Annotated in this window: 15 protein-coding genes; 4 read left to right on the top strand and 11 right to left on the bottom strand. The window is 72.5% G+C overall.

The window, feature by feature from the left end; translation table 11 throughout:
* The first annotated feature begins 108 nt into the window (after positions 1–108).
* Positions 109–1,236: an alpha/beta hydrolase family protein gene (locus IRX98_RS08620; RefSeq protein WP_224275835.1), complete on the top strand. Its 1,128-nt coding sequence runs from the start codon at positions 109–111 to the stop codon at positions 1,234–1,236.
* A gap of 9 nt (positions 1,237–1,245) precedes the next feature.
* On the opposite strand, the gene IRX98_RS08615 is transcribed toward IRX98_RS08620, so the two are convergent.
* Both IRX98_RS08615 and IRX98_RS08610 read right to left on the bottom strand, forming a co-directional pair.
* A complete protein-coding gene (locus IRX98_RS08615; RefSeq protein ID WP_224275833.1) occupies positions 1,246–2,667 on the bottom strand; it encodes an MFS transporter in 1,422 nt (473 codons plus the stop codon).
* A 37-nt stretch (positions 2,668–2,704) separates the two neighbouring features.
* Entirely contained in the window at positions 2,705–3,655 is a 951-nt protein-coding gene (locus IRX98_RS08610) for a homocysteine S-methyltransferase family protein (RefSeq protein WP_224275831.1), read from the bottom strand.
* 89 nt (positions 3,656–3,744) lie between these two features.
* Here IRX98_RS08610 and IRX98_RS08605 point away from each other — a divergent pair, with 89 nt between their 5' ends.
* Positions 3,745–4,194 (top strand): MOSC domain-containing protein, encoded by a 450-nt coding sequence (locus IRX98_RS08605; protein ID WP_224275829.1) that lies wholly within the window; start codon positions 3,745–3,747, stop codon positions 4,192–4,194.
* A gap of 53 nt (positions 4,195–4,247) precedes the next feature.
* Here the strand turns inward: IRX98_RS08605 and IRX98_RS08600 are convergent, their stop codons facing one another.
* From IRX98_RS08600 to IRX98_RS08590, 3 genes are all read right to left on the bottom strand, one after another.
* Positions 4,248–4,610 carry a bleomycin resistance protein gene (locus IRX98_RS08600; RefSeq protein ID WP_224275827.1) on the bottom strand — a complete coding sequence of 121 codons (363 nt, stop codon included), beginning with the start codon at positions 4,608–4,610 and terminating at the stop codon, positions 4,248–4,250.
* Between the two features lie 110 nt (positions 4,611–4,720).
* On the bottom strand, positions 4,721–6,997 hold the full coding sequence (katG, locus tag IRX98_RS08595; RefSeq protein WP_224275825.1) for a catalase/peroxidase HPI: 2,277 nt from the start codon (positions 6,995–6,997) through the stop codon (positions 4,721–4,723).
* On the bottom strand, positions 6,994–7,452 hold the full coding sequence (locus IRX98_RS08590) for a Fur family transcriptional regulator (RefSeq protein WP_224275823.1): 459 nt from the start codon (positions 7,450–7,452) through the stop codon (positions 6,994–6,996). The genes katG and IRX98_RS08590 overlap by 4 nt, the downstream gene beginning before the upstream one ends.
* 247 nt (positions 7,453–7,699) lie before the next feature.
* On the opposite strand from IRX98_RS08590, the gene IRX98_RS08585 reads away from it, so the two are divergent.
* Entirely contained in the window at positions 7,700–9,412 is a 1,713-nt protein-coding gene (locus tag IRX98_RS08585; protein WP_224275822.1) for a BCCT family transporter, read from the top strand.
* A gap of 19 nt (positions 9,413–9,431) precedes the next feature.
* Here IRX98_RS08585 and IRX98_RS08580 read toward each other — a convergent pair whose 3' ends face one another.
* The 6 genes from IRX98_RS08580 to fgd all read right to left on the bottom strand — a co-directional run bounded on the left by IRX98_RS08580 (position 9,432) and on the right by fgd (position 13,845).
* Complete coding sequence (locus IRX98_RS08580) at positions 9,432–9,983, bottom strand: GNAT family N-acetyltransferase (protein WP_224275820.1); 552 nt, start codon at positions 9,981–9,983, stop codon at positions 9,432–9,434.
* A 24-nt stretch (positions 9,984–10,007) separates the two neighbouring features.
* Positions 10,008–10,970, bottom strand: coding sequence for an SDR family NAD(P)-dependent oxidoreductase (locus IRX98_RS08575; RefSeq protein ID WP_224275818.1), 963 nt, complete (start codon positions 10,968–10,970; stop codon positions 10,008–10,010).
* 5 nt (positions 10,971–10,975) lie between these two features.
* Positions 10,976–11,845, bottom strand: a complete 870-nt coding sequence (locus IRX98_RS08570) for an aldo/keto reductase (RefSeq protein ID WP_224275816.1) — start codon at positions 11,843–11,845, stop codon at positions 10,976–10,978.
* Positions 11,846–11,908: 63 nt separating this feature from the next.
* Entirely contained in the window at positions 11,909–12,358 is a 450-nt protein-coding gene (locus IRX98_RS08565) for a BLUF domain-containing protein (RefSeq protein ID WP_224275814.1), read from the bottom strand.
* Between the two features lie 73 nt (positions 12,359–12,431).
* A complete protein-coding gene (locus tag IRX98_RS08560; protein ID WP_224275812.1) occupies positions 12,432–12,746 on the bottom strand; it encodes a hypothetical protein in 315 nt (104 codons plus the stop codon).
* An 82-nt stretch (positions 12,747–12,828) separates the two neighbouring features.
* Entirely contained in the window at positions 12,829–13,845 is a 1,017-nt protein-coding gene (gene fgd / locus IRX98_RS08555) for a glucose-6-phosphate dehydrogenase (coenzyme-F420) (protein WP_224275810.1), read from the bottom strand.
* Positions 13,846–13,912: 67 nt separating this feature from the next.
* On the opposite strand from fgd, the gene IRX98_RS08550 reads away from it, so the two are divergent.
* On the top strand, positions 13,913–16,261 hold the full coding sequence (locus tag IRX98_RS08550) for a bifunctional FO biosynthesis protein CofGH (protein ID WP_224275808.1): 2,349 nt from the start codon (positions 13,913–13,915) through the stop codon (positions 16,259–16,261).
* The last annotated feature ends 42 nt before the right edge of the window (positions 16,262–16,303 follow it).

Below are 16,303 nucleotides of genomic sequence, written 5' to 3'. Positions count from 1 at the left end.
CCTCTCGTCATCGCCCACCCTGCCAACCCGTAGACGTGCGGGCGAGCAGGAATGTGACCGGAATCGTGACCGGACCGGCGGCTGGGACCCGTCACGCACACTGGAGCGATGGACGGCCTCCGGCTCCGCGCCGCCTCTGCGCTGGCACCCCTGCTCCTGCTCGTCGCGTGCTCGGACACCACCGGGTCCGACGATCCCGCGTCGACACCGACGTCCTCCTCGTCGAGCGAGTCGCCCTCCGAGTCGCCCTCCGAGGACGCGACCCCGACTCCGACCGAGACCCCCACGGACGAGCCGACCGAGGAGCCGGTCGAGGAGGAGCCGCCCAACCCGATCTCCGTCGCGGCCCTCGCTGAGGCCAACCTCACCGGCGGTGACCTGCGCCTGGGCGCGGTGCGCGAGCGGACCGCGGCCTTCACGTCGTACGACGTCACCTTCGCCTCGACCACCGCGGGCGAGAGCACCGCGCCGCTGCGGATCAGCGGCGTGCTCAACGTGCCGACCGGGCGTCCGCCCCAGGGCAGCGGAGGGTGGCCGGCCGTCGTGCTCGCCCACGGCTACATCGACCCGGCGATCTACGTGCGCGGCCAGGGCATGACGCGCGAGCGCGGCTTCCTCGCCGAGCGCGGCTTCGTCGCGCTGCACGTCGACTACCGCAACCACGCCGAGTCCACCGACGACCCGCGCGTCGAGACCGCGGTGCGCCTGGGCTACTCCGCGGACGTCGTCGCCGCGGCCCGCGCGCTGGCCGACTCCCGCGACGTGCGCGTCGACCCCGACCGCATCGCGCTCTTCGGCCGCTCCATGGGCGGCGGCGTGATGCTCAAGGCACTCGCGGCCGAGCCCGGCCTCTTCGCCGCCGGCACCGGCTGGGCGTCGGTGTCGAGCCTCGAGGCGGAGAACTTCGTGCAGTTCCAGCGCCCCGACGCCCCGCTCCCCGAGCTGCGCGCGTCCTACCGCGGACGCCACGGACTGCCCGCGGACGACCCGGAGTTCTGGCGCGGCGTCTCCTCGCGCCCGGCCTTCGACCAGATCACCGAGCCGGTGCTGCTGGTGCACGGCCGCTTCGACGACACCTGCCCGCCGGAGTGGGCGCGCGCCAGCCAGCGCGCGCTGACCGCGGCCGGTGTCGACTCGACGCTGGAGTGGTACGACGACGGGCACGCCTTCGGGCCGGCCTTCGTCGCCGCGATGGACCGCACGGTGCGGTTCCTCCGGGCCCGGATGCCCGCCTGATGACGTCGGTCAGTCGGGGGTGGCGACGCCCTCGAGCTGCTGCGGGGGCGCGGCGGCGTACGCGTCGGAGAGCCGGCGGTAGGGCGCGGACGCCAGCGCGACGAGCACCGTCACCAGCATGATCGCGCCGGCTCCCATGAAGACCAGCGCGATGCCGCGCGCCTCGCCGCTGCCGACCAGCCAGCCCCAGGTCGAGCGGCCCTCGCTGGACTCCATGTAGGGGATCAGCCAGAACTCCGCGATCGGACCGATCATGAAGGCCGAGATCGGGCTCGCGGCGACCTCCACGCTCTGCGCGAAGCCGAACACCCGACCCTGGGTGCGGAAGGGCACCACGCGCTGCAGGATCGTCTGCTCGGCCGACTCCGCCGCCGGGATGATGCACATGAAGAGGAAGATGCCGAGGACGTAGAGCCAGGCCCACTCGCGCAGGGTGAAGGTCATGCCGAGGCCCGCGACGCCGAGGTTCACCAGCAGCAGCGTGCGGACCGGGTTGGCCCCGAGCCCGAACTTCGCGACCAGCCCGCCGCCCACGACGAAGCCCAGACCGGTCACGCCGAGCACGATGCCCCACGCCTCGACGCTGAAGAGGGTCAGGCCGTAGGGGTCCATGAGCGCGATGTAGACGCCGCTGACCAGGTTGTTGAAGGTGGAGAAGAGGATCAGCGCCACCAGGCCGGGGACCGAGCGGATCGCCGCCACCGCGCCGCGGACGTCGAAGCGCGAGACGCCCTCCTCGGGCTCGGGGTCGAGCTCGGGGATGCCGACGGGGAGCAGGTGGACGAGCGACGCCCCGGTCAGCGCGATCGCGATGGCCAGGGTCCACCCCATGCCAAGCAGGCCGACGCTGAGACCGCTGAAGACGCTGGTGATCATGAAGGCGATGCCCTGGACCGTGCCGACCAGCCCGTTGGCCTTGTCGCGTCCGTCCTCGGGCACGAGGAGGGTCACGGTCGTGGAGAGCGCGATGTTGCGCAGGCTCTCCACCACGCCGCCGACGAGGATGACCGCCGCGAAGAGCCAGAACCAGGCGCTGCCCCAGTCGGCCAGCCGGTCCTCGCCGAGCGCCAGCCAGATCCCGCCTGCCAGTGCGTAGGTCACGAGCGTGACCGTCGACGACGCGACCATCACGTGCTTCTTGCGGTGGTGGTCGACCAGCGTGCCGAAGAACGTGCCGAAGACGGCAGTGAAGAGCATGAAGCCGCCGCCGATGATCGCGGTGGCCATCACCGAGCGGGTCTCGAGGTAGGCCCAGAAGGTCAGCGCGAACCAGAGGTAGCTCGAGGTGACGTTGGCGACGAGCGTGTTGGCGAGCACCGCACGGAACGCACGCAGCGTCTCCGGTCCGCGGGCCACGCCCGGAGGCAGGTGGGCCTCGACCAGCGGGGCAGCAGGGTCCGCGGGGATCGGGTCGAGGTCGTCCAGGGGCACGGAGAAACCCTAGGGCGACCCACCGACAGCGCGCCTCCTACTTTCGCCCCGCCCCGGCCACCGGCGACCAGCCGTCCCACATGGCCGCGACGTGGCGGGCGTCAGTGCCGCAGCACCCGCCGACGATGCTGACGGCGGGCAGCGCCGCCGCGAGCGCGCGGGTGGTGCGCGCGAGGTCGGCGAGGTCGCCCTCGTCGAGCTCCTCGGCCTCGTCGAGCTCGGCGTGGCTCAGCCGCGACGAGTTCACCCGCAGCCCGGCGATCCGCTGTGCCCACGGAGCCGCCGCGTCGAGTCCGGGTCCGACGTGGTCGGGGTGGGCGCAGTTGACGAGCAGGTGGGCGGCGCCCGCGGCCGTCGCGGTGTCGAGCGAGACGACTGCCGTGCCGAGCGGCGTACCGTCCGGGAGCCGGCCGTCGGTCTCGACGGTGAAGGAGATGCCCACCGGCAGTGCCACGTCCTGGGCAGCGCGCACGACGCCGACCGCCTCGGCGACCGTCGTGAGCGTGTACGCCGTCGCGAGGTCGGCACCCGACTCGGCGAACGCGGCCAGCTGCGGGCGGTGGTAGTCGGCGTAGTCGTCGGCCGCCAGGTCGCCCGCGACGTAGCCGTCGCCGCGCGGGCCGACCGCCCCGACGAGGAGCACCTCGGCGACGTCGACGTCCCCGGCCAGCTCGCGCACCAGGTCGACCGCGTCGCTGTTGACGCGGGCCAGCGCGGCGGCGTCGTAGCCCAGGCGTGCGCCCCAGTCGGCGTTGGCGCGCCAGGTCGGCGTCTCGAGCAGCAGCCCGGCGCCCGCGCGGGCGGCGACGTCGGCGTACGCGCGGTAGTAGTCGGCCAGCACCGCGCGGCCGTCCGCGTCGTCGAGGAGCGGGAAGGACGCGAAGTCCGGCAGGTCGATGCCGCGATGGAAGATCAGGTCCGTCTCCAGCCCGCCGTCGGTGACCCACCCGGCACCGGTCTGCGGCAGCTGCCAGGGCGTGGTGCTCATCCGACCTCCTGACGTCCGACCCGTCAGGTGTAGCACTCCCCGCGGCTGTCGGGCCCGGTCGACTAGACCGCTCGACGTACGGTCGCTGAGTGAGCTCCCGCGTCCACTCCATCCACCTCGCCCCGGGCCGGAAGATCCCGACGAAGTCCGTGCCGTCGGTCGAGGCCGAGGCCGGGACCGGCCTGGTGGGCGACCGCTACCACGGCACGAAGCACCGCCACGTCACCGTGCAGGCGCTCGACGACCTCGCGGTCGCCGCTGAGGTGCTCGGGCGACCGGTCGACCCGGGACTGACCCGGCGAAACATCACCCTCGACCACGGCCCGATCCCGACGCGCCCCGGTGAGCGGATGACGATCGGCGACGTCGAGCTCGAGGTGGTCCGCATCGCCGCGCCCTGCCGGCTCCTCGACGACTGGCTGGGTCCGGGCGCGATGCAGGCCCTGCGCTCACCCCGCGGCGGGACGGTCTTCCGGCTGCTGGGCTCCGGCACGATGTCGGTCGGCGACGAGGTCGAGGTCCACCCCCGGACGTCATGAGAACTGGTCGTCCGGACCGCCACTTCCCATGACGTCCGCTCGGCGTGAGCCGCCTAGAGGTTCTGCACGAGGCGCAGCAGGTTGCCGTCGGCGTCGACGAGGTAGCCGATCCGCATCCCCGACTCCTCCACCGTCGGCGGGTGCAACCTCGGCCAGCCGAGGTGCGTCACGGGCAGGCCTGCGGCCACGCAGTCGGCGTACAACCCATCGAGGTCGTCGACCCGCAGGCAGCACCCGGCCGCGGTGGTGGCCGGGTCGAGGCCCGGATCGGGGAAGAACTCCAGCATGATCGTGCCGCGCTCCAGGATCAGCCACCCGGGATCGTGGAAGCCCACCTCGAAGCCGAGCGTGCGGTAGAAGCCGGCCGTGGCGTCGAGGTCGCGCGACGGCAGGTTCGGTGTGGCGTGGTCGACCATGGACCGAGGCTAGTGCGGTGATCCTGGTGCGGCTGGCGCACCAGGATCACCGCGCTGTTGTCGGGATCCCCGGATAGCCGGGGATCCCGACGGTGATCAGGCGTACGACCTCAGCGGAGGTCGAAGCGGTCGTTGTCCATGACCTTGGCCCACGCGTCGACGAAGTCGCCGACGAACTTGTCGCGCGCGTCCTCGGAGGCGTAGACCTCCGACAGCGCTCGCAGCTGCGAGTTGGAGCCCAGCACCAGGTCGACCGCAGTGGCGGTCCACCGCAGGTCGCCGGACGCGGCGTCGCGGATCTCGTACACGCCCTCGTCGGACTGCGACGCCTTCCACTGCGTCCCCGGGGAGAGCAGGTTGGCGAAGAAGTCGTTGGTGAGGGTGCCCGGACGGTCGGTCAGCACGCCGTGGGCGGTGCCACCGGCGTTGGCGCCGAGGGCGCGCAGGCCGCCGAGGAGGACGGTCATCTGCGGGGCCGAGAGGCCGAGCAGGTAGGCCTTGTCCAGCAGCAGCTTCTCCGGCTGGAGCTTCTCGCCCTGGCGGATCCAGTTGCGGAAGCCGTCGGCGCGGGGCTCGAGCCAGCGGAAGGAGTCGACCTCGGTCTCCTCCTGCGAGGCATCCGTACGGCCCGGGGTGAACGGCACGCTCACCTCGTGGCCGGCGTCGCGGGCCGCCTTCTCGATCGCGGCCGCACCACCGAGGACGATGAGGTCGGCGAGCGAGACCTGCTTGCCCGACTGCGCGTCGTTGAACTCGGACTGCACGCGCTCGATCGCGGCGAGCGAGGTGTCGAGGTCGAGGTCGGCGTGGACGTCCCAGCTGCGCTGCGGCTCCAGGCGGATGCGCGCACCGTTGGCGCCACCGCGGCGGTCGGTGCCGCGGTAGGTGGCCGCCGACGCCCAGGCCAGCTCCACGAGCTGCGCGACCGAGAGGCCCGAGTCGAGCAGCCTGTCCTTCAGCGTGGCGATGTCGGTGTCGCCGATGAGCTCGCCCTGGACCGGCGGGACCGGGTCCTGCCACAGCTGGGCCTCGGGGACCCACGGGCCGAGCAGGTGCGGGCCGACCGGGCCCATGTCGCGGTGGAGCAGCTTGTACCAGGCCTTGGCGAAGGCGAGGCGGAACTCCTCGGGGTTCTCGAGGAAACGGCGCGAGATCTTCTCGTAGGCCGGGTCGAAGCGCAGCGCGAGGTCGGAGGTCAGCATCGTGGGACGGTGCTTCTTCGACGGGTCGTGGGCGTCGGGGATGATCGCGTCGTCGGTCTTGGCGACCCACTGCTTGGCGCCCGCCGGGCTCTCGGTGAGCTCCCACTCGTAGCCGAAGAGGATCTCGAAGTAGCGGTTGCTCCACTGCGTCGGCACGTCGGTCCAGGTGACCTCGAGGCCGGAGGTGATCGTGTCGCCGCCCTTGCCCGAGCCGTACGAGCTGATCCACCCGAGGCCCTGGTTCTCGATCGGGGCACCCTCGGGCTCCGGGCCGATGAGGTCGGCGTCGCCGTTGCCGTGGGTCTTGCCGAAGGTGTGGCCGCCGGCGATGAGGGCGACGGTCTCCTCGTCGTTCATCGCCATCCGGGCGAAGGTGTCGCGGATGTCGCGCGCCGAGGCGACCGGGTCCGGGTTGCCGTTGGGGCCCTCGGGGTTGACGTAGATGAGACCCATCTGGACCGCGCCGAGGCCGTCGGAGAGCTCGCGCTCACCGGCGTAGCGCTCGTCGCCGAGCCAGGTGTCCTCGGGTCCCCAGTAGATCTCCTCGGGCTCCCACACGTCCTCGCGGCCGAAGGCGAAGCCGAAGGTCTCGAAGCCCATGTCCTCGAGCGCCACGTTGCCGGCGAGCACGAGCAGGTCGGCCCACGAGATCTTCTGGCCGTACTTCTGCTTCACCGGCCACAGCAGCCGGCGGGCCTTGTCGAGGTTGGCGTTGTCGGGCCACGAGTTGAGCGGGGCGAAGCGCTGGCCGCCGTCGCCCGCGCCGCCGCGGCCGTCGAAGACGCGGTAGGTGCCCGCGGAGTGCCAGCTCATCCGGATCATCAGGCCGCCGTAGTGGCCGAAGTCGGCGGGCCACCAGTCCTGCGAGGTCCGCAGCGTCTGGGCGATGTCTGACTTCAGCGCCTCGACGTCGAGCTGCGCGAAGGCCTCGCGGTAGCTGAAGTCGGCGCCGAGCGGGTTGCCCTTCGGCGAGTGCGCGTGCAGCACCGACAGGTCCAGCTGGTTGGGCCACCAGTCCTGGTTGGTGTGGGGCCGGCCCTGCTTGGGCTCGGGCGAGTCGATGACGGGGTTCTCGCTCTCGCTGCCCTCGGCGGTGGCGGAGTCGTGCATGACCGGGCACCCGGCCTCGGCCTTGCGGTCGACGCCCTGCGGGCTCTCGGGGCCGGTGTTCTCGCTGTCGGTCATCGGGTTCCTTCCGTGGTGCGGGACTGGGATGGCGTGCGGTCGGTGGAGCAGGCGGGGCAGGTGCCCCAGTAGGTGACCTCGGCCTCGTCGATGACGAAGCCGTGGGTGTCGGAGGCGTCGAGGCACGGGCGTACGCCGACCGCGCAGTCGACGTCGGCCACCTCGCCGCAGGAGCGGCAGACGACGTGGTGGTGGTTGTCGCCGACGCGCAGCTCGTAGCGGGCGACGGAGCCGGCGGGCTGGATCCGGCGGACCAGGCCCGACTCGGAGAGCACGCCGAGGACGTCGTAGACCGCCTGGTGCGACACGGCCGGCTGCTCGACGCGCACGGCCGCCAGGACGCTGCCGGTGTCGGCGTGCGGGTGGCGGCGTACGGCGCGCAGCACCGCGAGGCGCGGGCGGGTGACCCGCAGCTCTGCGCCACGGAGCAGGTGCTCGAAGTCGTGGTCGTCCATCGCCGCCAGCCTGCCGCCTTTTCTTGAACGAGTCAAGATTTCTGGGCGGCGCGTCCCGGGCCGGGGCGTAGTCCACCGGGAAGTGGTGGGCCAGCCGCGTGGGGAGGACCAGATCCCGGTGGACTACCGGCGAGCAACTCGCCCCTGTACCCATCCGACCCCCGTCAGATGCGCTCTCGGGCCGAGATGTGGAAAGGTCTATGGCTCTGCGACCGAGACCGACCGATCCACCAGTGAGGAAAGAAACGTGTCCAGCTCCCCCGACAGTCCCCCGACGCCGCCGCTCGAGGCGGACGTCCCCGTCCAAGACGGCCTGCGCCCCGATGCGAAGATCACCGCGCCGCGGGTGTTCTGGCCCGCCGCCGCGATCATCCTGGTGTTCGTCGGCCTGGCCCTGGCACTGCCCGCGCGCCTCGGCGACACCCTGAGCACCCTCAACGACACCGTCATCGGCGACCTCGGCTGGTACTACGTCCTGCTGGTGAGCTCGTTCATCGCCTTCTCGCTGTGGGTGGCCTTCTCCCCGATGGGCAGGGTGGTGCTCGGCAAGGACGACGAGGAGCCCGAGTTCGGCCTCAAGTCGTGGTTCGCGATGCTCTTCGCCGCCGGCATGGGCATCGGCCTGGTGTTCTGGGGCGTTGCCGAGCCGCTCAACCACTTCGCCTCACCGCCGCCCGGCACCGCCGACGGCGACGCCGCGGCCGCCCGGGCTGCGATGGACACCACTTTCCTGCACTGGGGTCTGCACGCGTGGGGCATCTACGTGGTCGTCGGCCTGGCGGTCGCGTACGCCGTGCACCGCAAGGGGCGACCGGTCTCGATCCGCTGGGCCCTCGAGCCGCTCTTCGGCGACCGGGTCAAGGGCGCGCTCGGTGACGTCATCGACGTGATCGCCATCATCGGCACCATCTTCGGTGTCGCGACCTCGCTGGGCTTCGGCGTCAGCCAGGTCAGCGCCGGCCTGGCCTACCTCGGTGTCGTCGACGAGGCGTCGACCACCCTCAAGGTCGCCCTCATCGTCGGCATCAGCCTGATCGCGATCGTCTCCGTGGCCACCGGCGTCGACAAGGGCATCAAGTGGCTGTCCAACATCAACATGGGCCTGGCCGCCGCGCTCCTCCTGACCGTGGCTATCCTCGGGCCCACCGTCTTCATCCTGGGCGACTTCGTCCAGCAGCTCGGTTCCTACGGCCGCAACTTCCTCGAGCTGTCGTTCCGCACGATGAGCTTCCAGGGCGAGGAGGGAACCGCCTGGCTGTCCGGCTGGACGACCTTCTACTGGGGTTGGTGGATGAGCTGGGCGCCGTTCGTCGGCGTCTTCATCGCCCGCATCTCCCGCGGGCGCACCGTCCGCGAGTTCGTCACCGGCGTGCTGCTCGTGCCGACGCTCGTGACGTTCGTCTGGTTCTCGGTCCTCGGCGGGTCCGCCATCTACCGCGAGATGTTCGGCGAGGGCGGGCTGGTCGGCGAGGACGGCGCGGTCTCGACCGACGCCGCGCTGTTCCAGTTCATCGAAGGGCTGCCCGCCTCGGGCCTGCTCAGCGTCGCAGCGATGATCCTGGTGATCGTCTTCTTCGTGACGAGCTCGGACTCGGGATCGTTCGTCGTCGACATGCTCGCCAGCGGCGGCAACCCCCAGCCGCCGGTCTGGTCCCGGGTGTTCTGGGCCGTGCTGGAGGGGCTGATCGCAGCCACGCTGCTCATCGCCGGCGCCGTGACCGGACAGGACGGCCTCAGCGCCCTCCAGACCATGGCCATCCTGCTGGCGCTGCCGTTCAGCCTGGTGATGATCGCGATGATGGTGGCGACCGCGAAGGCGCTGCTGCACGAGACCTGGCTCATCGAGCGCGCCGAGCGCCGTCTGCTCGCAGCCGAGGTGGCCGGGGAGGTGGCGCGCGTCAACGGCACCACTCCCGGACCGATCCGCGACGAGCGGCCGCAGCGACGTACGAAGGTCTGACCTCGACGGGTGGTCCGGCCTACTGCCGAGGCGGCAGGCCGGACCACTCGCGGGACAGGATCGCCCACACCTCGAGGTCCTGGCGCTCCTCGCGCACGGGGAACACCTCGCGGAGGGTGCCCTCGTGGGTGAGCCCGAGGCGCTCGGCGACGCGCCTGCTGGCGAGGTTGCCCGGGGCGCAGCGCCACTCGACGCGGTGCAGCCCGCGCTCGGTGAACGCCCAGTCGAGCATGGCCGCGACGGCGCGGGTGACGATGCCGCGACCGCGGGCCGAGGCGGCGAGGAAGACACCGACCTCGGCGATCCGGGACCGTGCGTTGATGCTCGGGAAGAGCGTCCCGCCCACCAGCTCGTCCCCGATCCAGATGCCGTACAGGCGGCGGGTGCCCTCGCCCCGGCCCCTGGTGAAGCTGTCGATGAACCCGCGGGCACCCTCGACGTCCTCGAAGCCCTCCCACGGCAGCCAGTCGTAGAAGTCCTCGCCGTGCGCTCGGAACAGCCCGGCGAGCTGCTCGGCGTGCCACGTCTCGAGGTCGGACAGGCGGGCGTCGTCGATCTGCAGGCTCAGCACCCGCGCCACCCTAGGGGTCGCCGCTCAGCCCAGCCCGGCGGCCTCGGTGAGCCAGAGCCACGCCCGCGCCCGGGCATCCGGGTTCGGCCGCGTGGTGGGCAGGATGCTGGTGGGCCGCTCGACCCGGTCGTGCCAGAAGCGACCCGTGGGCGGTGCCGGCTCGACCGCGGCGAGCCACACGCTCGTGTCGGCGCCCTGGGCGTCGTCGCGCAGCACCGGCCGGGTGATCGAGCGGAATCGCGGCAGCGACTCCTGCACGCCGGGGGTGTCGGCCCAGCCGGGGTGCATCGTGGCCACGGTGATGCCGTCGCCGGCCCACCGCTCGCCGAGCAGCGGGCCCATCTCGACCTGCATCCGCTTGGACCGCGCGTACGCCGTCGTAGGTGAGTAGTCGCCGGTGAGGTATTCCGGGTCGTCGGCGCGCAGCGCCTGGCCGTACATCCCGCCGCTGCTGACCAGCACCGCCCGACCGCCCACGAGCGGCCCACGCAGCGCCTCGGTCATCACGACCGGCCCGAGGACGTGCACCGCCATGCTGAGCTCGTGGCCCTGCGCGGACTCGGTGCGCGTCGGCGGCATCACGCCGGCGTTGTGCACGATCGCGTGCAGCTCGGGGACCTCTTCTGCGAAGTCGGCGGCGAAGCGGCGTACGTCGTCGAGGTCACCGACGTCGCAGCGCCACAGCCGTAGCTCGGTCCCGGGCAGCACCGCCCGCAGCCGGTCCGCGACACCGGCGCCCTTCTCCTCGTCACGCACGAGCATGTGGACCGTGGCGCCCAGCCGGGCCAGGCCCTCCACGGTCGCGATGCCGAGCCCGGAGCTGGCGCCGGTGACGAGCACGTGGCGACCGGCCAGGGCACCCGCGGGCGGGTCCGCCGGCCAGCCGGGCAGCGTACGCCGCACGGCGAGGCCGATCGTGGTGTAGCCGAGGACCAGGGAGCGGTCCATCGCCGCGTCGACGGCGCGGGCGAGCAGCGGTCGTGCCACCTGCGTCAGCTCGCGTCGAGGCGGGCGACCTCGTCGGACGTCAGCTCGATGTCGGCCGCGGCCGCCGAGTCGGTGATGGACGAGGGCCGCTTGGCGCCGGGGATCGGGATGACGACCGGCGACTGCGCGAGCTCCCAGGCCAGCGCCACCTGCTGGGCGCTCACCCCGCGCTCAGTGGCGATCTCGGCGAAGGCCGGGTGCTTCTCGGCCAGCTCCTTGGCGTCACCCAGGCCGCCGAGCGGGCTCCACGGCAGGAAGGCGAGGCCGAGCTCGTCGCACACGTCGATCTCGGGCTTGCTGCTGCGGAACTTCGGGCTGAACTGGTTCTGCACGCTCGCCAGCGCGTCACCGAGGACGGCGTGCGCGGCGCGGATCTGGTCGGGGTCGGCGTTGGACAGCCCCACGCGGGCGACCTTGCCGCTGTCGGCGATCTCCTTCAGCGTGCCGATGACCTCGTCGTAGGGGACCTTCGGGTCCGGCCGGTGGTGCTGCCACAGCGCGATCTGCTCGACCCCGAGCCGCTGGAGGCTGGCGTCGACGGCGCTGCGGAGGTGCTCGGCCGAGCTGTCGGTGTCCCAGCCGCCGCCGTCGGTGCGGACGTGGCCGCCCTTGGTGGCGAGCAGCACGCGGTCGCGGACGCCGAGCTCGTCGAGGATCGAGGCGATCAGTCGCTCGTTCTCACCCTGGGCGCCCGCCCCCTTCTCGTCGCCGGGCCCGTAGGCGTCGGCGGTGTCGAACAGCGTGACGCCGGCGTCGAGCGCGGCGGTGACGGTGTCGAGGAGCTGCTGGCGCGGCTGGGTGCCGGTCTGGTCGAAGGTCATCAGGCCCAGGCCGATGGCGCCGACCTGCTGATGTCCGAGGGTGCGAGTCTGCATGGATCCGACCCTACGGCGCCCCGCGAAACCCCTCACCGCCCGTCGAGGTGGGTCCGGCGACACTCAGACGGCGTTGACGCGGAAGGTGTCGAGCAGGCTGAAGGCCGCCACCGCGTGGGCGCTGAGGTCGTCGCCGACGGACTCGCGCGCGAACGCGGTGAAGTCCTGGAGCTCGGCGACCTCGCGGGCGCTGATGTTGCGGAAGCCCATCGACCAGGAGGTGAAGGCGCGCTCGTCGGCGAGTCGCCTGTCCACCACGCGTACGCCGCTGTGGCGCGCGTCGGCACGGATGGCGTCGAAGACCGACTCGACCGACGACGTGTCACCCTCGAGCGTCTGGATGACGTTGCCGCCGCTGTAGAGCAGCAGGCCGGTCACGCCGAGGCGCTCGTTCTTGGGGCGGATCTGCTCGATGAGCTCGACCAGCTGGCCGACCGAGAGGAGGCGCGTGGCCGCACTGGTGTAGGTGAGGCTGAGGACGCGCCCGTCGTGGGCGCCGGTGTGGGAGCTCATCGTCGAAGGACCATAGGCACGTCCACCGACGCGCCACCACACCCGTCGGGGCCTGCTCCGGCCCGCGGGTGCGTCAGTCGTCGAGGTCGATGGTGCCGACCCAGCGCTCCCCGGCGTCGCCGCCCCACGCGTCCCACGCCACCCGGCCGGGCGAGGGGTAGCCGTCGTCGCCGCCACTGAAGCCCTCGGCGTCCTTGTCGACGGTGTGCCGGGCGAAGTAGGCCTGCATCTTCTTCACCACCTCGTCGCTCACCTCCTCGCGCTTCGCGAGCTGGGCGGCACGCTGGCGGCCGGTGTCGGTGAAGCCCCTGCCGGCCTTCCCCTCCTCGATCCAGCGCTCCGCGCGCTGCGCGGCTTCCTGCACGTCCTTCGGCGGTCGGTGGCCCACGGATCCTCCTGAGGTGGTCGGCGTACGCACGACGCTAGGCGCGCCCACCGACGCTCGCCTCACCCCAACTCGTGGGGCCGGCTCAGCCGCCGAGCTCGCGGAGCCCCGGCAGCACCTCGGCGCCGAAGGACGAGAGGAACGCCTCCTGGTCGTGGCCCGGTGCGTGGAAGACGAGGTGGTCGAAGCCCGCCTCGACGTAGGGGCGTACGGCGTCGACGACCGCCTCGGGCGTGGTCTCGACGATCCAGCGCGAGGCCACCTGCTCGATCGGCAGCCGGTCGGCGGCGGCAGCCATCTCCACCGGGTCGTCGAGCTGGTGCTTCTGCTCCGCGCTCAGCGACAGCGGCGCCCAGAAGCGGGTGTTGTCGAGCGCCTCCTCGCGGGTGGGGGCGTAGGACAGCTTGATCTCGATCATCCGGACGATGTCGTCGGACGGCCGGTCCGCCGCCTCGAGGCCCTCGGCGACCGCGGGCAGCAGCTTGTCGGTGTAGAGGTCCATCCCCTTGCCGCTCGTGCAGATGAAGCCGTCGCCCACGCGGCCGGCGTACTTCGCCATCTGCGGGCCGCCGGCTGCGACGTAGATCGGCACGCCGCCGTCGGGCCGGTCGTAGATCGTGGCGTCGACGGTGCGGTAGTAGTCGCCGTCGAAGGTGACGCGCTCGCCGGCCCAGAGCGCGCGCATGAGGCGTACGGCCTCGCGCAGCCGCGCCCAGCGCTCCTTGAAGTCCGGCCACTCCCCGAGCCCGACGGAGATCTCGTTGAGCGCCTCACCGGTGCCGACGCCGAGCACCACGCGGCCCGGGTCGAGCAGGGCGAGGGTGGCGAACTGCTGGGCCAGGACGGCCGGGTTGTAGCGGAAGGTCGGGGTGAGCACGCTCGTGCCGAGCACCACCCGGTCGGTGCGCTCGCCGAGTGCGGCGAGCACCGCGAGCGCGTTGGGGGCGTGGCCGCCCTCGTGGCGCCAGGGCTGGAGGTGGTCGCTGAGCCAGACGCTGTCGAGGCCGACCTCCTCGGCACGGGTGCCGAGCCCGACGAGCTCGCGCGGGCCGAACTGCTCGGCCGAGGCCTTGTAACCGATGGTGAGCGGCGAGGTCGTCATGAGGAGATGGTGACCCATGGGTGGCCACGGTGTCCCCCGGGCACCACCGACCCCCCATCATGGCGACATGACGTCGCTCACCGGGCTGCCCACCGCCGAGCTGCTCGACCGCGCCTCGCAGCACCGCGACGCGCTCTTCGGCAAGCGCGTCACCTACTCGCCCAAGGTCTTCATCCCGCTGACCAAGCTGTGCCGAGACCGCTGCGGCTACTGCACCTTCGCCGAGTCCCCGCGCACCGCCACCGCGCCCTACCTCTCGCTCGACGAGGTGCTGGCGATCGCCCGCCAGGGCGCCGCCGCGGGCTGCCACGAGGCGCTCTTCACCCTCGGCGAGGCGCCCGAGCTGCGCTACCCCGCGGCTGCCGAGTGGCTCGCCGCCCACGGCCACGCGTCCACGGTGTCCTACCTCGCCGAGGCGAGCGCCCTGGTGCTCGCCGAGACCGGCCTCCTGCCGCACGCCAACGCCGGGGCGATCGGTCGCGACGACCTCGCCGCACTGCGTACGTCGTGCGCGTCGCAGGGGATGATGGTTGAGAGCCTGCGGCCCGACCTGGCCGCCCACCGCGGCGCGCCCGACAAGGAGCCGGCCCGCCGCCTCGCCACCCTCGACCTCGCCGGACGCCTGGCGATCCCCTTCACCACCGGCATCCTGGTCGGGATCGGCGAGACCGAGGCCGACCGCGTCGAGGCGCTGGAGGCCATTGCCGCCGCGCACCTGGAGCACGGGCACGTGCAGGAGGTGATCGTGCAGAACTTCCTGCCCAAGCCGGGCACGGCGATGCGCGACGCCGCCCCGTGCCCGCACGAGGACCACATCCGCGCGATCGCGCTGGCCCGCCTGGTGCTGCCCGACGACGTGCACCTCCAGGCGCCGCCCAACCTCTCCGCGCCCGAGGAGCTCGCGGGACTGCTCGCCGCCGGCATCGACGACTGGGGCGGGGTCTCGCCGGTGACGGCCGACCACGTCAACCCCGAGCGCCCCTGGCCTTCGCTCGAGACGCTGGGGGCGGCCACCGAGGCGGCGGGCCACGAGCTCGCACCGCGGCTCACGATCTACCCCGAGCACGCCGCGGAGCCCGAGCGCTGGCTCGACCAGGCCGTGCGCTTCCCGGTGCTCGACCGCGCCGACGCCGAGCTGCTGGCGCGCGACGACCCCGGCGCGCTGTGGCCCGAGCGCCACCGCGACGCCGCCAACGTCGGCACCGGCGCAGAGGTGGTGCAGGTCGGGCGGCGCTCCACGACGTGGTTCTCCGGTGCCGGCGTCGACCCCGTGACGCTCGTGCCCGCGCGCGGCGGCGCGGTGACCGGCCGGGTGCGCGAGGTGCTGGACGGCGTACGCCTCGGGCAGGACCCGGGTGCCGAGGAGCTCGAGGCCCTCTTCGCCGCGCGCGGGCGCGAGGTCGGCGCCGTCGCGGAGGTCGCCGACGAGGTCCGCCGGCGCGTGGTCGGCGACGAGGTGACCTACGTGGTGAACCGCAACATCAACTACACCAACGTCTGCACCTACAAGTGCACGTTCTGCGGCTTCTCCAAGGGTCCGCTGTCGCTCAACCTGCGCGGCAAGCCCTACCTGCTCACCCTCGACGACGTCGCCGACCGCAGCGAGGAGGCGGCGGCGCTCGGCGCGACGGAGGTGTGCCTCCAGGGCGGCATCCACCCGAGCTTCGACGGCAACTTCTACGTCGACGTCACCCGCGCCGTGCACGAGCGGGTCCCGGAGATCCACATCCACGGCTTCACCGCGCTGGAGGTGCTCGAGGGCTCGCGCCGGCTCGAGGAGCCGCTGGAGAGCTACCTGCTCCGGCTCAAGGACGCCGGGCTGCGCTCGCTGCCCGGCACCGCCGCGGAGATCCTCGACGACGAGGTCCGTGCGGTGCTGTGCCCCGACAAGGTCACCACCGAGGAGTGGCTCGAGGTGCACCGCGTCGCGCACTCCGTCGGGCTGCGCAGCAACGTGACGATGATGTTCGGCTCGGTCGAGCACCCGCGCCACTGGGTGCGCCACCTGCTCCGCACCCGGGCGCTCCAGCGGGAGACCGGCGGCTTCACCGAGTTCGTCGGGCTGCCCTTCGTGCACATGGCGGCCCCGATCTACCTCAAGCGCGGGGCCAGGCGGGGTCCGACGTGGCGCGAGACCGTCCTCGTGCACGCGGTCGCCCGCATCGCGTACGCCGACGACATCGACCACGTGCAGGCGTCGTGGGTGAAGCTCGGTCCGGTCGGCGCCGGGCAGCTGCTGGCCGCGGGCGTCGACGACCTCGGCGGGACGCTCATGGACGAGAACATCAGCCGCGCCGCGGGCGCGAGCCACGGCCAGGGTCTGACGTCCGACGACCTGGCAGCGATCGCCCGCGAGGCCGGGCGTCCGCTGCGCCAGCGCACGACGCTCTACGGCGAGGTGGCGGTGCCGGCGTAGGAGGCCTGCACCGGTGGTCCGGTGGTCGTGGCGGGTGCGAGC

The organism is Nocardioides lacusdianchii (genome assembly GCF_020102855.1).
Lineage (GTDB): Bacteria > Actinomycetota > Actinomycetes > Propionibacteriales > Nocardioidaceae > Nocardioides > Nocardioides lacusdianchii.
This window is presented reverse-complemented; position numbering and strand designations above follow the sequence as displayed.

Bases quoted from the DNA above. Each gene is read 5' to 3' on its own strand.
- IRX98_RS08620 (WP_224275835.1), top strand. From the start codon at position 109: ATGGACGGCCTCCGGCTCCGCGCCGCCTCTGCGCTGGCACCCCTGCTC.
- IRX98_RS08570 (WP_224275816.1), bottom strand. From the start codon at position 11,845: ATGCAGACTCGCACCCTCGGACATCAGCAGGTCGGCGCCATCGGCCTG.
- IRX98_RS08610 (WP_224275831.1), bottom strand. From the start codon at position 3,655: ATGAGCACCACGCCCTGGCAGCTGCCGCAGACCGGTGCCGGGTGGGTC.
- fgd (WP_224275810.1), bottom strand. From the start codon at position 13,845: ATGACGACCTCGCCGCTCACCATCGGTTACAAGGCCTCGGCCGAGCAG.
- katG (WP_224275825.1), bottom strand. From the start codon at position 6,997: ATGACCGACAGCGAGAACACCGGCCCCGAGAGCCCGCAGGGCGTCGAC.
- IRX98_RS08600 (WP_224275827.1), bottom strand. From the start codon at position 4,610: ATGGTCGACCACGCCACACCGAACCTGCCGTCGCGCGACCTCGACGCC.
- IRX98_RS08590 (WP_224275823.1), bottom strand. From the start codon at position 7,452: ATGGACGACCACGACTTCGAGCACCTGCTCCGTGGCGCAGAGCTGCGG.
- IRX98_RS08565 (WP_224275814.1), bottom strand. From the start codon at position 12,358: ATGAGCTCCCACACCGGCGCCCACGACGGGCGCGTCCTCAGCCTCACC.
- IRX98_RS08550 (WP_224275808.1), top strand. From the start codon at position 13,913: ATGACGTCGCTCACCGGGCTGCCCACCGCCGAGCTGCTCGACCGCGCC.